Origin of the sequence: Flavobacterium gillisiae (assembly GCF_900107635.1) — a bacterium.
Classification (GTDB): domain Bacteria; phylum Bacteroidota; class Bacteroidia; order Flavobacteriales; family Flavobacteriaceae; genus Flavobacterium; species Flavobacterium gillisiae.
Genome location: NZ_FNRD01000003.1, coordinates 173958 through 190530 on the forward strand (window position 1 = coordinate 173958; position 16573 = coordinate 190530).

Here is a 16573-nt window from a genome sequence, read left to right on the forward strand (position 1 = left end):
TTAAAAAAATGCTCAAAAATAAAATTCAATATATTTTAATTTTTCTTTTTTGTTTCCAAATACTACTAGCGCAACAGCCTCAAAAACCAAATTCAGTTGAAATTTACAACCAAATTCAGAAGTTAAATTTCTTAGGATCTGTACTCTATATCGCAGCACATCCAGATGATGAAAATACACGTCTAATTTCTTATTTATCCAATGAAAAAAAAGCAAGAACGGGATATTTGTCATTAACACGTGGTGATGGAGGCCAAAACCTAATAGGTCCTCAATTACGGGAATTGCTAGGAGTGATTAGAACACAGGAACTACTTGAGGCCAGAAAAATTGATGGTGGCGAGCAGTTTTTCTCCCGTGCCAATGATTTTGGGTTTTCGAAAAACCCTGATGAAACACTTGAAATTTGGGATAAAGAAAAAGTACTTTCTGATGTAGTTTGGGCAATACGAAAATTTCAACCCGATGTAATCATAAACAGATTTGACCACCGTAGTGCAGGTACAACACATGGACATCATACAGCCTCAGCATTACTTAGCACCGAAAGTTTTAATTTAACTAATGATGCTACCGTTTTTCCTGAGCAATTAAAATTAGTTAACACCTGGAAGCCTAAACGTCAGTTTTTCAATACTTCTTGGTGGTTTTATGGTAGCAAAGAAAGATTCGATGCCGCAGATAAAACAAATTTAACAACCATTGAAACCGGAGTCTACTACCCTAACCTAGGAAAGTCAAACCAAGAAATTGCAGCCTTAAGCAGAAGCAGCCATCAGTCGCAAGGTTTTGGCAGTACAGGAAATCGCGGTGAAGAATCAGAATATTTGGAACTTATCAATGGTGAAAGATTAAAAAACACGGCTGATATTTTTGAAGGAATTGATACCAGTTGGAATCGTGTTCCTGGTGGAAAACCCGTTGGAGAATTACTCTCTCAAATTGCTTCAAAATATGATTTTTCGAATCCTTCAGCAAGTATTTCTGATTTGGCCAAAGCGTATTCAATGATTCAGTCCTTAAAGGATAATCAATGGAAAGCACTAAAACTACAAGAAATTGAAAGTACAATCGCGGCTTGTTCTGGCTTGTATCTTGAAGCAGTATCTGTTAATCAGGAAGCAACTCCTGGTAGTATAGTACCACTAAAACTAGAAGCGATAAACAGAAGCAACATCGATATGCAATTAGTTAGCGTAACCACTTTGCCATCCCAAAAAAATACGGTCTTCAATACCGCTTTAAAAAACAATAGTGATGAAAACATAACCCTAGATTTTCAACTGCCTTCAACAATCGAATATACACAACCCTACTGGCTTAAAGAAAAAGGAACTGTTGGGATGTACACTGTTGCTGACCAGAAAAACATAGGGATTCCAGATATTATCAGAGAAGTAAAGGTGTTTTTTAATGTTCAAATTAACGGAATTACAATACCATTTGAGCGCTTTGTAGTCTATAAATACAATGATAAAGTAAAAGGAGAAATGTATAATTTTCTTGATATTGTACCCGAAGTGACTACAAGTATCACAGATCATGTTTCGTTTTTTAATAACGGAAACAAAAAGCCAATTGCGGTAAAAGTAAAAGCCGGAAAAGATAATATAAAAGGGAATTTACAACTAGAATTACCTAACAATTGGACTGTTTCACCGCAATCTATTCCCTTCACCTTAGATAAAAAAGGAATGGAACAATTGTTTTACTTTGAAGTAACTCCTCCCGCAACGCCTAGTGAAGTCATTGCTAAAAGTGTTGTTACTGTGGATACTAAAAGATTTAATAAAGATCAAGTAATAATAGATTACCCGCATATCACTAAGCAACAGATATTGAAACCTGCTGAAGCAAAATTTATCAAATTAGACCTTAAAATAAACAATCAAAAAATTGGTTACATCATGGGCGCAGGTGACGAAGTTCCCGAAGGTCTTACACAGATGGGTTATAAAGTAACACTTTTAGATCCTGACGAAATCACGCCTGAAAAATTAGAAGCTTTTGATGTTGTGATGACCGGAATCCGCGCTTATAATGTACTTCCTTCATTGGAAAACAAACAAAAAATACTTCTTGATTTTGTTAAAGGCGGAAAAACGATGATCGTTCAATACAATACACCAGACAGTGCAATTCCTGCCGACATTTCTCCTTATCCATTAAAAATATCTCGTGACCGAGTAACCGAAGAAAATGCAGAAGTACGATTTTTAGCCCCTAACCATCCTGTTTTAAATTATCCCAATAAAATCACGACTAAAGATTTTGAAGGTTGGACGCAAGAACAAGGTCTATATTATCCAAGTGAATTTGACAAGGCCTTCACTCCTATTTTATCTTCAAATGACAAAGGAGAAAGTCCAACAAATGGTGCCTTATTGGTTGCGCCTTATGGAAAAGGATACTATATTTATACCGGTTTAAGCTTATTCAGAGAATTACCGGAAGGAGTGCCAGGTGCTTATAGACTTTTGTCGAATATGATTTCGTTGAAAGCGCCAGTAACCGTTCCTGCACAAACCTTAAAAAACTAAAGTCATAAACATGGAACCAAAAAAAACAAAACCTTGGAAAAAGGATTACACAATGGTACTGGTAGCTAATGCTATTTATATCTTAGCTTTTTATCTAATAATGAAATTATACTCTTAAACTATGCAGTTATTCGATTGGATTGTACTTATAGGTACCTTACTTTTTATTGTGGTCTACGGCGCTTGGAAAACCAAAGGAAGTAAAAACGTAGAAGACTTTATTCTTGGTGGTAATGAAACACCTTGGTATACTGTTGGACTTTCTGTAATGGCCACGCAAGCCAGCGCCATCACCTTTTTATCAACTCCTGGACAGGCGTATCACGACGGAATGGGATTTTTACAGTTCTACTTTGGTCTGCCTATTGCTATGATTGTTATTTGTTTGACTTTTATTCCAATATACCATAAATACAAGGTTTATACCGCTTATGAATACCTCGAGCAACGATTTGATCTAAAAACCCGTTCGCTCGCCGCAATTTTATTCTTATTTCAACGCGGATTAGGAACAGGGTTAACGATCTATGCTCCTGCCATTATCCTATCGGCGATACTAGGATGGAATCTTACCTACATGAATATTGTCATTGGTGTACTTGTAATTGTCTACACCTTTTCAGGAGGTACAAAAGCGGTAAATGTCACCCAAAAACAACAAATGTTTGTGATTATGTCGGGAATGTTAATTACTTTTTTCCTTATTCTGCATTTTTTACCAAACGAAATGACCTTCAGTAATGCGTTGCATATTGCTGGTGCAAATGATAAAATGAACATTGTAAGTTTTTCTACAGATCCAGAAGATAAATATACCTTTTGGAGCGGAATCACTGGTGGTTTTTTCTTGGCTCTAGCCTATTTTGGAACAGACCAATCGCAGGTAGGTCGTTATTTGTCAGGGAAATCAGTTCGCGAAAGCCAAATGGGATTAATTATGAATGGGCTTTTAAAAGTGCCTATGCAATTTTTCATCTTATTGACTGGAGTAATGGTTTTTGTTTTTTTCCAATTCAATCCAGTACCTTTAAATTTCAATCCAAATAATAAAGTTACCGTTGATAAATCGCAATACAAAGCAGAATATCATGTTTTAGAACAGAAACTGGATGCGCTCTCAGAAGATAAAAAAGTAATTAATCTGCTGTATATAGATCAACTTAATCAAGACTATGATAATCCAATTCTACGAAAAGAATTAGTTGCCTTATCTACGAAGGAAAAAGATTTAAGGGATCGAGCCAAAGAAATTATTTTAAAAGCCGATAGCGGTAGCGAAACAAACGATAAAGATTATGTCTTTTTTCACTTTATATTAAACTACCTACCTAAAGGACTTATAGGACTATTATTAGCCGTAATAATCTCTGCTGCCATGTCTTCGACTGCTTCTGGTCTTAACGCCTTAGCTTCTACAACGGCGATAGATATCTATAAGCGAAATATAAAAGGAGTCAAATCAGATAAACATTATCTTAATGCCACAAAATTTTTCACTTTGTTCTGGGGAGTTATTGCCATATTATTTGCCTGTATTGGTACGTTGTTTGAAAATTTAATTCAATTAGTAAATATTATTGGTTCGATATTCTACGGAACAGTACTAGGAATTTTCTTGGTAGGGTTTTACATCAAATTTGTAAAAGCCCAGGCTATCTTTTACAGTGCATTGGTAAGTCAAATTACGATTTTTATAATATACTATTATGCAATCTATATCTATCCAAGCGGAGAAGAAAAACTGGGTTATTTATGGCTGAATTTCATTGGTGCCATGCTTGCCATTGTCCTTTCGGCAATACTACAATCTACTGTTTTTAGAAAAGAAAAAGACGCAATTAAAGTATAAATCCCAATGAAAAAATACCGCTTTATTTTACTATTATTTCCTAGCTTAGTTTTCTTTTTTGGATGTTCATCCATTAAAAACGAGTTGACACCCACATACAACAAGGGTGGGTATAAAGTAAATGTAATTAAATCTAAAATAAATTCAGATGAAGTAACTATTAAAGGGAAAGTCTTTGATGTCAAAACAGGTATTCCGATAGAGCGTGCAAGCCTAACTTTAGGATGTTATAAAATGCAAACTTCACCTCAAGGAGAATATTCTTTTAAAACTAAAAATTACAAATATGATTATGATTTCATCGAAGTAATTGCTTTTGGGTATAAAACAGTCCTAACCAATTATCTTGATTTGACCGCTAAAAATGAAGTTAAAATTGATTTTTATTTAATTGAAGATGATAGACCTTTTATCGATTGCCCAATGGTAAAACAGTTAAAAAACTAATTCTACTTCATAAAAAAATCCCGTTTCACAATCAAATGTGAAACGGGATTTCTTTATATAAGAATTGAGATTTACTTACTCCATTCTGAAATACTTTCTTTGTTCATTTTAACATAATCCTTATTTCCAGCGACTTCAGCAGCCTTAAGAGATAATTTTGCAGTTTCGACAGCTCCTTTTTTATCACCTTGTTTTGCTTGAATCAATGAACGCTGACGTAAAAAATAAAACGGTTTCTCCGCACTTAATTCTAATGCTTTATCAATGTAGGTTCTTGCTGTATTAATATCTCCGTTAGATTGATAGTAAAACTGAGCTGCTGAAAAATAATCTGTAGCAGCAGGACCAGCTAATACCTTTTCTATACTTGCAATCGCATTTTTTTGACTAGGTACTTCAAATTTTAAAGCAACACGAGAATTTTCCCAATACATTTCTAAGAAAGCAAAATTAGTATCCAAACCATTTATTCCAATTGTAAAAGTCTCCACCGCTTTTGGTGTAGATTCTTCCTTTACAACTGTACGTAGTGCAACATTTGCTTCATTAAATTCTTTTGGTGTACCCCAGTTGTCTGTCGCAGTATAAAAAATAACTTCCCAACTTTGAATATTTGGAATCGTATATAGTGCATATTTTCCTTTCTTCAATGTTTTACCATCGATGATGACGTCATCACTAAACGATATTGTGGTGTTTTCATTAGCTCCTGTTCTCCAAAGTTCTCCAAAGGGAACCAAGTTACCAAAAACCGCTCTACCTCTTGCAGATGGTCTAGAATAAACAATTTCTACATCCGTCAGACCTACAACTTGATCAATAGTCGACTTCGGACTCGATTGTGGTGTTTTAATTTGTGCCTCAATTGTAAATTGAGTGATGATAATAGCTAAAGCAATTAATATTTTTTTCATACTATTGTGATTATTTGTGAATTTCAAAATTACAAATTCAGATAGTTTAATATGTTAATTATTCTATAATTTGGATTTAATAGTTTTAACTTTTTCAAAATCTAATTCCGAAAAATGATTAATTATGACATCCGCCTCTGATAAATCTTGCATTTTAGAATGAATGCTATTGTAACCTACGCAGTAAATACCAGCCGCTTTAGCCGCTTTAACACCGCTTGTACTGTCTTCAATAATTATACAATTCGCTTTTGGAACAAGTGATAAAGAAGCGGCATGTACGAAAATTGCAGGATCTGGTTTGGATTTTGGAAAATCCTCACCACTCACAATATGTGTGAAGTAGTTATGCAACTTAAAGCGACCAAAAACCCTTTCAATAGTTACTTTGGAAGCGGAAGAAGCTAAAATTAACTGCATTCCTTTAGCATGAAAATCGATGATTAGTTTTTCTACTCCTTCTAATAATTCTAAATCTTCTTTGCTGTCGAAAGCATCATTGAAAATAGCTCTTTTTCTTTGGATCATCTCTTCAACATCCTGTTCCAAATTGAAAATAGCTTTTATTTTCTGAAAAACATTCCTAGTAGAATTTCCTGTAAATGAAGTAAATTGCTCTTCAGTTACATTTATATTTAATTCGCCAAACTGCTGAAAATAAGCATAACGATGTACCGGTTCGGTATCTACAATTACGCCATCCATATCGAAAATTACTGTTTGTATCATTTTTATTTTGCCACAAAGGCGTAAAGACATTTCGTCTTCTTTAATTTTTCACTACTCCTTTTTTAATAAATAACGAATCACGGTTTCAGCAGCGTATAGACCAAATAATCCCGGCATATAGCTGTTCGTTCCATAAAAAGATCTTTTATAATTTGAGCCATCGGTCATTTTCAAACTGGCATCATCTTGAATTTCCGATGAAAAAACCACTTTTAATTTATCGATTTTGACTTCTTTCAAACGTCTACGGATTGTTTTTGCTAGAAAACAATTTACAGTAGTACTGATATCAGACACTTTCACTTTTGAAGCTTCCATCTTTCCACCAGCACCCATGCTGCTTATTATCTTTACTCTTTTTCTTTTGGCCGCAATGATCAAATTCAATTTAGGCGTTATGCTGTCGATACAGTCTAAAACATAATCAAATTCTTCGCTAACGATTTCAAATGCACGTTCTGGCGAAAGGAATTCCTGAACTCGTGTCAGTTTTAATTCCGGATTAATATCCATCAATCGATCGCCTACGATGGTGATTTTAGGTTGTCCTATTGTCGAATGTAAAGCTGGTAATTGACGATTTATATTTGTAATATCGACCACATCTCCATCTACAATCGTCATGGTCCCTACTCCTGCTCTAGCCAAAAATTCAGCTGCGAAAGATCCCACGCCACCAAGGCCTACGACCAATACATTTGCTTTTTGTAGTTTATCTAATCCTTCTTTTTTAAATAAAAGCTCTGCTCTTTCTGTCCACTCTGCCATTGCTGTTTTTTTGTTTAAAAGTTTAAGGTTTAAAGTTCAAAGAAACTTCTCCTTCTGACTATTTGCTATTTTAAATCAAGTCCGTTTTAAAAACGGCTTGAAAATTACTGCTTATTTGTTTTTGGATTTCCTCCAAATTTACGCCCTTATATTTAGCCGCCAAATTATATACGGCATCTATATTTTCTTCTACAGTATCCGTTTCTAAGAAAAAACGATTATTTGGAATACTTGTAAAAACCGATTCCAATTCTGGATTACGTAATAAATATTTTCCAAACGAAATATAAAACCCGTTATCCAATAGTTGTTTGGCCAATTGCGTATTTTTAGAGTACCCATGAATAATCATAGGAACTGAAATATTCAATCTCTTCTTAGTATCAATCACTTCCTGAAAAGCCGCTACACAATGAATTACCACTGCTTTATTGTATTTCTGTGCCAAAAGCAATTGCTTTTCGAAAACTAATTGTTGCAGCTCTAATGGTATTTCTATTCTTTTATCTAATCCACATTCTCCTACAGCAAGGCAATTTTTTTCTTGTAATTTGCTTTCGATAATTGCCAAATCTGTTTCCACTCTATCCTCCACAATATACCAAGGGTGAATTCCGATGGAATAAAATGGAATCGTCGCGTCGAACTCCTGCGGATACTGATTAACTAATTCTAGCACATCAACATGGTTAGTGAATTTATGAGTATGGAAATTGAAGAATTTCATTAGTTATGAAAGTTTTTAACGCCCGCCTTAATTTCGATATCCAAATCATTTTCTAAAGGAACCTTAGGACAGGAATAAATATGATTGTAAGCACAATATGGATTATACGATGTGTTAAAATCTATAGCAATCGTGTTTCCTTTAGGTATTTCCAAATCGATATACTTTCCTCCTATATAACTTTCGTTGCCGCATGTAAGATCTGAAAACGGCAAAAATAAATAATCTTTGTATTTTTTCTGTTTCGAAAGTTCAATATTCTTATATACATTCAATTTTAATGCTTTTCCATCAATGGTGAAGTCCACTTCTCCATATTTCACATAGATTGGTTTTCTGTCCGTTGATGTTTTCATCTCAAACGGTTTCTCCTTTTCTGTTCTTGTAAATTGGGCTATAACAAAATATTTTTCATTTATTGGATAAAAATTTAAAGTCTTAAAACTTGCCAAATCACCCTTAGTTAAAGGACTTGTTTTAGCATCGGCATATTCACCATTAATTTCTTTTTGAAATTTCTCTGTAGAACTGATTTTAAATTTTTCTTGTGCAAAACCAAAAGTTAATTGCAATAAAAAAATAAGGAGTAGGCTGTTTTTCATCTTTTTCATTTTAGCAAAAATAGTTTAAAAGTTACAAAGCCGCAAAGACTTAAACTTACAAAGTTTTTTACCTTTGCAGTTCCTAACTAATTATAATGCTAAAAACCGCTTTTAATCGCTACATAAACAACTTCAAAGGATTTTCAAGAGAGATTTGGATACTTACCATTATTACGTTTATAAATCGTGCTGGAACGATGGTGCTTCCTTTCCTATCTAAATATTTAAAGGAAGATTTACATTTTTCCTATGGGGAAGTAGGTTGGATTATGGTTGCTTTTGGAATGGGATCCATGTTGGGCTCGTGGCTGGGTGGCAAACTTTCGGATAAAATAGGCTTCTATAAAGTAATGGTTTTTAGTTTGTTTAGCAGCGGCGTTTTCTTTTTCATTCTGCAATACATTACCTCCTTTTGGGGCCTTTGCTTAGGAATGTTCAGTATTATGACCTTGGCAGATATGTTTAGACCGGCAATGTTTGTGTCACTTGGCGCTTATGCTAAACCTGAAAATAGAACCCGTTCGTTAACTTTAGTGCGTTTAGCGGTGAATCTTGGTTTTGCTGCAGGACCAGCTTTAGGTGGTTTAATAATTATGGGAATGGGCTACAAAGGCCTCTTTTGGGTCGATGGAACCTCTTGTATTGTAGCTATTTTAATTTTTGCTATACTGGTAAAGGAAAAGAAAAAAGCTTCATATCAAGACCCACATGCTACTATATTAGCTGCTGCTTCTGTATTTAAAGATAAAATATTTTGGCTATTCTTATACGTTAGTTTTGTAACGGCTATGATTTTCTTTCAACTCTTTACCACTTTACCACTCTATCACAGTGAGATGTTTGGTTTAAGTGAGTTTCAATCCGGTCTATTATTAACCTTAAATGGGCTGTTGATTTTTGCCCTAGAAATGCCAATTGTTAGTTATTTTGAAAGAAAAAAAGTTCAGAAACTAAAAGTCATTCTTTGGGGTTCCCTTTTAATGTCCCTCAGCTTCTACACCTTATTAGTCAATGTTTGGGCAGGAATTTTAATCATCAGTATGATCTTTATCTCTATTGGTGAAATACTAGCTTTTCCATTTTCGAATACATTTGCTTTGAGTAGAGCACCAAAAGGTCATGAAGGACGATATATGGCTTTGTACACGATGAGTTTTAGTTTAGCTCATATTGTTAGTTCAAAAGCTGGACTTGAAATCATTGCTGCATTTGGTTACCAAATCAATTGGTTGGTTATGGGAACCCTAGGTGTCACAGCTGGCTTTTGTTGTATCTGGTTGCAAAAATTACTTAAAACCGAAAACAGCCTCGTCTAAGCTAACCACCACCTCTACTGCACTTTTATTTTTTCTTTTTATTTTTAAAGGAGTAGTTTTTGCGCCCTAATTTGCTTAAAACTTAAAAAATAGTTAAATAACTGCTTTTATAGTTTGTTAACTATAAATATAGTTGTAAGTTTGAATTGCGTTAAGGATAGTAGGCGACATCCTCGTAATCCCGACCTTTAGGGACAACGAGATACAGCCGGATAGCCTGACCCGTAGGGAAACGCCCAAATAAATATTATGCTATGCAAAAGTTAACAAACAAAGAAGAAGAGATCATGCAAATTTTATGGAAGCTAAAAAAGGCATTTGTAAAAGAAGTAATGGCAGAAATAACGGAAGATCAGCCACATTACAATACGCTTTCGACCATCGTGCGGAATCTGGAAGAGAAAGGATACGTTGCCCATAACGCATACGGAAATACGCATCAATACTACCCAATAGTAAGTATTGAAGACTATAGAAAACGTTTTATGAGTACGGCAATTGATACTTATTTTAATAGTTCATATAAAAATATGGTGTCCTTTTTTGCAAAAGAGGAAAAGATTTCGGCTGCTGAATTAAGGGAGATTTTGGCGATGATTGAAGCTCCAAAACAAGAGAAATAATACTATAATTTTAAGGAGGCGACACAAAAACTATCATTTATGGAATCAATTGCACTTTACTTATTAAAATCCGGTGGTTTGCTGCTGCTGTTTTTTGTTGCTTATCATTTTTTGTTGCGAAAAGAAACGTTTTTTACTAGCAACCGATGGTTTCTTTTGGCTGGATTAGTTACTTCAGCCTTGTTACCGTTACTGGTTTTTACAAAAATAATATGGGTAGAGCCAACTCCTATAAACTATGATTGGTCATCATTGCCACTCAGTACAGCCATTGAAGAAGATCACACCGAAGAATATATTTACTTAGGACTTGCATTAACGTACTGCACTGCAGTATTGAGTTTGTTGGCTAAATTTGGGTTTGATTTTTACAGTCTTCAAAAAGTCTTTAAAGGAAAGCCGATTCAACGGCAAGCTGATTTTAAATTTATTGACATCAAGGAAAACCTGGCTCCTTTCTCCTTCTTTAATACCATTGTGTACAATTCGGCTTTATACAGTACTGCGGAGCTAGAAAGTATAATAGAACACGAAAAAGTGCACAGCGAGCAGCATCATACCATAGATGTATTGATTTCGCGCTTATTTTGTATTGTATTTTGGTTTAATCCCATCGTTTGGTTTTACAAAAAAGCAATCCTACAAAATCTAGAATTTATTGCTGACAGCGAAGCTTCTAAAAAAATATTAGATAAAAAAGCCTACCAAATCACGCTTTTAAAAATAACAACACAAGAGAATTGTGTTGCCATTACCAATCATTTTTATCAATCATTAATCAAAAAACGAATTGTTATGTTAAACAAAAACCAATCAAACAAAAGGAATTCCTGGAAGTATGCAAGTGTAGTTCCTGCATTAGTTGGCTTTGTATTGTTGTTCCAAATTGAAGTTGTAGCACAAGAAAAGCTGAAAGAAGAAATTATTAAAGTGAGTTCAAATGATCCTTCTGGAGCTAATGATGTACTGCATCAAGAAAAAGATAGTACTAAGAAATATAGAGCTATCATGGTAAATAAATCCCAAAATAAAGGTTTGGATGCCAATACTGAAATTTTTATTGATGGAAAAAAAGTTACTAAAGAAGAGATGGATAATACTAATCCAAATGACATTAGTACTATGAATGTTTCTAAAACCAATGATAAATCGACCGTTACCATTATAACCAAAAAAAATAGCCTTAGTCCCGAAAGCAAAGTTTGGATCAATAATAAACTAACAGAGATTCCTGACGATGATAAGGTAATGGTTTTTGAACAGAATAGAAATGCAACTCAATTAGAGTTAGAGAAAATAGACCCTACCAATCTTAATGGCGTACAAAAACCAAAAACTACGCGTACTGTTACCGTTGTAAAAAGAGAGAAAGAGGGAATAACTTTAGATACCGATATTTATATAGATGGTATTAAATCCACTAAGAAAGAACTAGACCTATTAGATCCTACTTTAATAAGTAAGATGAACGTTACTAAATCTAAAAGTTCTACTGAAAAAAATGACAAAATTGAAATCCAAACTAAAAACAACAATGGCTGGGAAATAAATTTTCGGTTAAGTGATTCAAAGGATAACGTTAAAAATATACAGCAAGATAAAAATGTAGATTATAAAAAAGCAGTTGTAATAATAAATGGAAAAATAAGTGATTATAAAGCAATCGACAAACTAGACCCTGAAGATATTATTAATGTGGGTATACAAAAACCATCAAATGGAACTGAAATTACAAAACAAAACGCTATAAAGAAATATGGTGAAAAGGCAGTAAATGGTATTATAGAAATTGAAACTAAAAAATAACTTCATCCCACTATTAAAACCAAAAAAGACGGTCAGCATCATGAGGGCACTGAAAAAGTCCCTAAAATGTAAAAATTGTAAAAAACAAAAAAAGAGCATAAACAGTAATGTTTATGCTCTTTTTCATTATTATAAACCTCTGTAAACTCAGAAAATCAAATTTGATTAAAAAAAAGATATCAAATTAAATCAAACTCTTATTTAATCGACCTTTTAGCGAGTTTTCGAAAACAGGGACTTTTTCAGTGCCCTCAGCATCATGACCGTCTTTTTTTATATCTTTGAAAAAAAAGTATGTTTAAAATTCTGGCGAAAATCAATAAAATACTGTTACCAAGTTTTACAAAACAGCGAACGGATTTGGCCAAAGCCAAAAAATGGCAAATGGCAATCATTGGCTACCGCTATTATGTTACAACCCGCGCTTTAGGTTAATATGTAATCGCCGAAAAAATCTCATATTCCTTGATTTTTTCTCTTCCCTTTAGAAAAGAGATTTCCATTAAGAAATTCAATTGAACGATTTCACCTCCCAGCCGTTCTACTAGTTCGCACACTGCTTGTGCCGTTCCTCCAGTAGCAAGGACATCATCATGAATCAGTATCCTATCTCCTTTTTGGATCGCATCGGTATGAATCTCTAAAGTATCGGACCCATATTCTAAATCATAGCTTGCAGAAATAGTGTCAAAAGGTAACTTATTAGGTTTTCTAACTGGTATAAAACCAACATTCAATTCTTGTGCAAGCAGCATTCCGAAGAAAAATCCTCTACTCTCTACTCCTATCACTTTATCGATTTGCTTTCCTTTTAAGGAATCGACCAATGTTTTTAAGCATTCGGTTCTCCCTTTTGGGTCAATTAGCAAAGGAGTAATGTCTTTAAACAAAATTCCTTCTTTTGGAAATCCCTGAATATCACGTATATACTTTTTTAATGACATTTTTTTTAATTTTATATTAAATAAGACTTGCAAATCACACATTTATTCCTAACTTTGCACCCGCAATACGGCCTTGTGGCGCAACTGAATAGCGCACTTGATTACGGCTCAAGAGGTTACTGGTTTGAATCCAGTCAAGGTCACAAAACCCCAACAGATGTTGGGGTTTTTTTATGTTTTACAGTCAAAATCCGCCTAAAATCAACTAATTAGAGCTAAGATAGTATCAAGCATAAAAGTCGGGAACTAAACACCCTACCTCCAACTCTCTCTCACCACACTTCCATGCTCCTCATCCTTTATCACATTGATAGAACGAGGAATACGTTCTTGCAGTTCTGCAACGTGCGAAATGATTCCGACAATTCGGTTTTCCTTGTAAAGCGATTGCAGGGTTTCAAATACAATAGCTACACTTTCGGGGTCTTGCGTTCCAAAACCTTCGTCAATAAAAAAGAAATTCTTATCGTTTTTATTTAAGGATTGAACGCTCTCCGCCAATGCCAAAGCCAAACATAAAGAAGCTTGAAAACCTTGGCCTCCTGAAAGCGTTTTTACACTTCTAGAAGCACCGTCGTTTAAGTAATCAATCACTTCAAATTCGTTGGAAGTATTGATCGTCAAACTCAGTTGGTTTTTAGTCATACGATGAAAACGGACATTGGCCACATCTGCTAAATTTTGCAAATAAATACTAGAAACATAGTTTACAAAACCACTTGCGTTAAACATATTGGCCAGCGTAGCTAAGTTTGTAGAACGTGTATTTAGTACTTCAAACTGAGCTAATAAGGCTGCTTTTTCTACCAACGATGCGTTGATACGTTTTAAGTTGTCCTGCAAAGTAGATAGCTTTCCTAATTGCGTTTCAAACTTTAATTTACCCTCTGCAACCAGAATTCGTTTATCTTCAAAAATTGTACTATCAAAGCGCTCGTTCATTACCAACTTCTCTGATTCGATAACAGCATTCTCTGCTACTTTTAAATCTACAGCAAACTGCTTGGCTCGGGCTTTCTCTACTTCAATGTCCCAAGTTTTAGAAAGAATTGCCTGCACAGCATCTATCGAATCTAATTGATGTGTTTGAAGTAATGTTGTTATTTTCTTTTGGATTTCGAGTACTAATTGTTCGTTTGAAACCACTTGGTCACTGATCAGTTTCAAACTGGCTTCTATACCTGCTAATTCTTTATCTTGAAGTACAATCGCATCCGATTTTAATTTATATTCTGATGCTATTCTGCTGTTTTCTAAATGTAATTTTGTTTTTTTATCGCGAATTACCGCTATATCGGTTTGCGCATAAACCGCGAAGTCAAGTACTTTTAGCTGAGATAATTCATTGGTAATCGCTCCTGATATGGCTGCTTTTTCATTGGCGATATTTCCTTTATTTGTCGATTGAACTTTCAGTTGTTCTGCTAGTTGTTCCTGCAGTGTACGAGTATCTTTTTCCTTTTTTTCGGTCTCGGATATCGCTTTTTCAATAATTTGTTGCTCTTGCTTTTTCGCCAAGAAACCAGGATTATCTGTAGCACTAAATGCTGCCCAAATAAATTTTGAAAGATGAATTTTGGAGTCGGATTCCAAAGCTTCTTTATCAATAACAGTAAGTCGCAATTGTTCGACGGCATGTGTACTATCGTTTTCTATTTTGAAAGCTTTCTTTTCGAGTAAAGCAATTTCTTTTTCGCTATTTTCTAATTTTAAAATCGTGGCTTCCACAACCGCCAATTGGTCCGAAACATCTTCGGCTTGCATCACATGAGGATGTTCCAGCGACCCGCACAAAGGGCAGTTTTCGCCATCGTGCAAATTATGGGCAAAATGCGCTAATTCTTTGGAAACCAAAAGCTTTGTTTTGGTTGCCAAAACAGTTTTGTTTTCTTTCGAAAGCTGTTCTCGTTTTGTATCTAAAACTGTTTTCCAAGTCTCCACAGGCAAGTCTAATTCTGAAAACAAAACTTTTTGCTTCTCTAAATAGTCTTGAATAACACTGATTCTTGTCGCTTTCGTCGTTAATTGCTCTACTAAAGATTCTTGTTTAGTAAACCAATTCCCCAGCTCTCCCAATACGTTTCCATCGAGTTTTTTAGACTTCAAAGCAACCAATTCTGTTTGAATAGTCGCTAATTCTTTCTTTAACTCGATTTCTTTTTTTTCACTTTCTAAAAATAATAGTTCGCTAGCTTTACTCTTTTTCTCGATTAACGCAACTTCCAACTGCAAACCAACTATTTTTTCAATCGATTCTAAATCGGAGACTTTATTTTTAGAAGTTTCTAATTGGTCGAACAGCGGTTGTAATTGTTCCATTACAGTTTGATTCGCTTTCCTGCTCTCCTCTACTCCTTTTTTATTGCTTTCGAGCAAAACCAATTGTTCTTTTGCTTTAGATAAAGTTATGTTTGCAGCACCCAACTCATTTAGTACCACCTTAAAAGCTTTGTCTGTGATTTCAAACGTATCGATCTCCGTTTGTAGCGCATCCATTTTGGGTTTTTGTTCGATAAAAGTCGAAAGAAGGCTTTTCTTTTTTTCTAAATCTTCAAAATTAGTTTTTAAAGTGGTCATTTTTTGGAACTCGGTTTCCACCAATTCCAATTCGGTTTTATTCGTTTGTAATTCTGTATTCGCTACTTCTACTTCCTCTTCTAAAGCTGAAATGGTTTCTTTCGAAATCGCTTCAAACCCTGATAAAGCTCCTTTAAGTTGATCCAATTGTGTTCTGGCAGCACTTTGCGCGGTTGCCACTTTCGACGCTAAATCAAATCGCTGCAAATGAAAAATTTCTTTCATCATATCCGAACGATCTTTTCCTTTTAAGTCTAAAAATTCTTTGAACTTCCCTTGCGGAATGATGATTGTACGACGAAAATTTTCATAGGTAAGTCCGATTAATACCGTTGCATCGGCAGAAGTCATGGGAACCCATTCCTCCTCTTTCCATTCGTACGCCAAGCGTTCTATAGTTGTGGTTTCTTCAAAACGTTTTTTATTTCGCTTCCAATCGGCTACAAACTTGAATTTTCGTTCTTCAAAATTTAGAAATTCAAATTCGATATTAGCTCTATCTGATTTTAGATTTAGCATGTTATACGAACGTTTGTCTCTGCTGTTCAATCGCTCCGTTTCTCCATACAAGACAAAACCAATCGCTTCTAAAATAGATGATTTCCCAGAACCAACTGCTCCAAAAATCCCAAACAAACCCGCATTTGTCAATTCTTCAAAATCAATGGTTTGCTTTTTTTGGTACGAATACAAACCGCTAATACTTAATTTTAATGGTAACATAAAGGGTG

Annotated in this window: 14 protein-coding genes and 1 tRNA gene; 8 read left to right on the plus strand and 7 right to left on the minus strand. The window is 34.6% G+C overall.

The genetic code is table 11. The annotated features are described in order from the left end of the window. Positions 1-8 precede the first annotated feature (8 nt). The 3 genes from BLV35_RS05960 to BLV35_RS05970 all read left to right on the plus strand — a co-directional run bounded on the left by BLV35_RS05960 (position 9) and on the right by BLV35_RS05970 (position 4836). Positions 9-2540, plus strand: coding sequence for a PIG-L family deacetylase (locus BLV35_RS05960; RefSeq protein WP_091086271.1), 2532 nt, complete (start codon positions 9-11; stop codon positions 2538-2540). A gap of 121 nt (positions 2541-2661) precedes the next feature. Continuing rightward, positions 2662-4389, plus strand: a complete 1728-nt coding sequence (locus BLV35_RS05965; RefSeq protein ID WP_091086275.1) for a sodium:solute symporter family protein — start codon at positions 2662-2664, stop codon at positions 4387-4389. A gap of 6 nt (positions 4390-4395) precedes the next feature. Further along, positions 4396-4836, plus strand: coding sequence for a carboxypeptidase-like regulatory domain-containing protein (locus BLV35_RS05970; RefSeq protein WP_091086279.1), 441 nt, complete (start codon positions 4396-4398; stop codon positions 4834-4836). Positions 4837-4907: 71 nt separating this feature from the next. Here the strand turns inward: BLV35_RS05970 and BLV35_RS05975 are convergent, their stop codons facing one another. The 5 genes from BLV35_RS05975 to BLV35_RS05995 all read right to left on the minus strand — a co-directional run bounded on the left by BLV35_RS05975 (position 4908) and on the right by BLV35_RS05995 (position 8576). Then, the gene (locus BLV35_RS05975) at positions 4908-5750 is read right to left on the minus strand and encodes a DUF2911 domain-containing protein (protein WP_091086283.1); all 843 of its coding nucleotides are present in this window, start codon (positions 5748-5750) and stop codon (positions 4908-4910) included. Positions 5751-5813: 63 nt separating this feature from the next. Beyond that, positions 5814-6479, minus strand: a complete 666-nt coding sequence (locus BLV35_RS05980) for an HAD family hydrolase (protein ID WP_091086287.1) — start codon at positions 6477-6479, stop codon at positions 5814-5816. A gap of 51 nt (positions 6480-6530) precedes the next feature. Then, positions 6531-7247 (minus strand): tRNA threonylcarbamoyladenosine dehydratase, encoded by a 717-nt coding sequence (locus BLV35_RS05985; protein WP_091086290.1) that lies wholly within the window; start codon positions 7245-7247, stop codon positions 6531-6533. Positions 7248-7317: 70 nt separating this feature from the next. Continuing rightward, positions 7318-7974 carry a TatD family hydrolase gene (locus BLV35_RS05990; protein WP_091086294.1) on the minus strand — a complete coding sequence of 219 codons (657 nt, stop codon included), beginning with the start codon at positions 7972-7974 and terminating at the stop codon, positions 7318-7320. Next, entirely contained in the window at positions 7974-8576 is a 603-nt protein-coding gene (locus BLV35_RS05995; protein ID WP_091086725.1) for a DUF1684 domain-containing protein, read from the minus strand. The genes BLV35_RS05990 and BLV35_RS05995 overlap by 1 nt, the downstream gene beginning before the upstream one ends. 95 nt (positions 8577-8671) lie before the next feature. Here BLV35_RS05995 and BLV35_RS06000 point away from each other — a divergent pair, with 95 nt between their 5' ends. From BLV35_RS06000 to BLV35_RS06015, 4 genes are all read left to right on the plus strand, one after another. After that, complete coding sequence (locus BLV35_RS06000) at positions 8672-9892, plus strand: MDR family MFS transporter (protein WP_091086296.1); 1221 nt, start codon at positions 8672-8674, stop codon at positions 9890-9892. A 254-nt stretch (positions 9893-10146) separates the two neighbouring features. After that, complete coding sequence (locus BLV35_RS06005) at positions 10147-10515, plus strand: BlaI/MecI/CopY family transcriptional regulator (protein ID WP_091086299.1); 369 nt, start codon at positions 10147-10149, stop codon at positions 10513-10515. 39 nt (positions 10516-10554) lie between these two features. Then, positions 10555-12321 carry a M56 family metallopeptidase gene (locus tag BLV35_RS06010; protein ID WP_091086302.1) on the plus strand — a complete coding sequence of 589 codons (1767 nt, stop codon included), beginning with the start codon at positions 10555-10557 and terminating at the stop codon, positions 12319-12321. Positions 12322-12615: 294 nt separating this feature from the next. Beyond that, on the plus strand, positions 12616-12756 hold the full coding sequence (locus tag BLV35_RS06015) for an SsrA-binding protein (protein ID WP_091086305.1): 141 nt from the start codon (positions 12616-12618) through the stop codon (positions 12754-12756). Here BLV35_RS06015 and BLV35_RS06020 read toward each other — a convergent pair. Then, positions 12753-13265, minus strand: coding sequence for an adenine phosphoribosyltransferase (locus tag BLV35_RS06020; RefSeq protein WP_091086309.1), 513 nt, complete (start codon positions 13263-13265; stop codon positions 12753-12755). The genes BLV35_RS06015 and BLV35_RS06020 overlap by 4 nt on opposite strands. Before the next feature lie 69 nt (positions 13266-13334). On the opposite strand from BLV35_RS06020, the gene BLV35_RS06025 reads away from it, so the two are divergent. Then, a tRNA-Arg gene (locus BLV35_RS06025) sits at positions 13335-13408 on the plus strand. 112 nt (positions 13409-13520) lie between these two features. Here BLV35_RS06025 and BLV35_RS06030 read toward each other — a convergent pair. Beyond that, the gene (locus BLV35_RS06030) at positions 13521-16565 is read right to left on the minus strand and encodes an AAA family ATPase (RefSeq protein WP_091086312.1); all 3045 of its coding nucleotides are present in this window, start codon (positions 16563-16565) and stop codon (positions 13521-13523) included. Between the last annotated feature and the right edge of the window lie 8 nt (positions 16566-16573).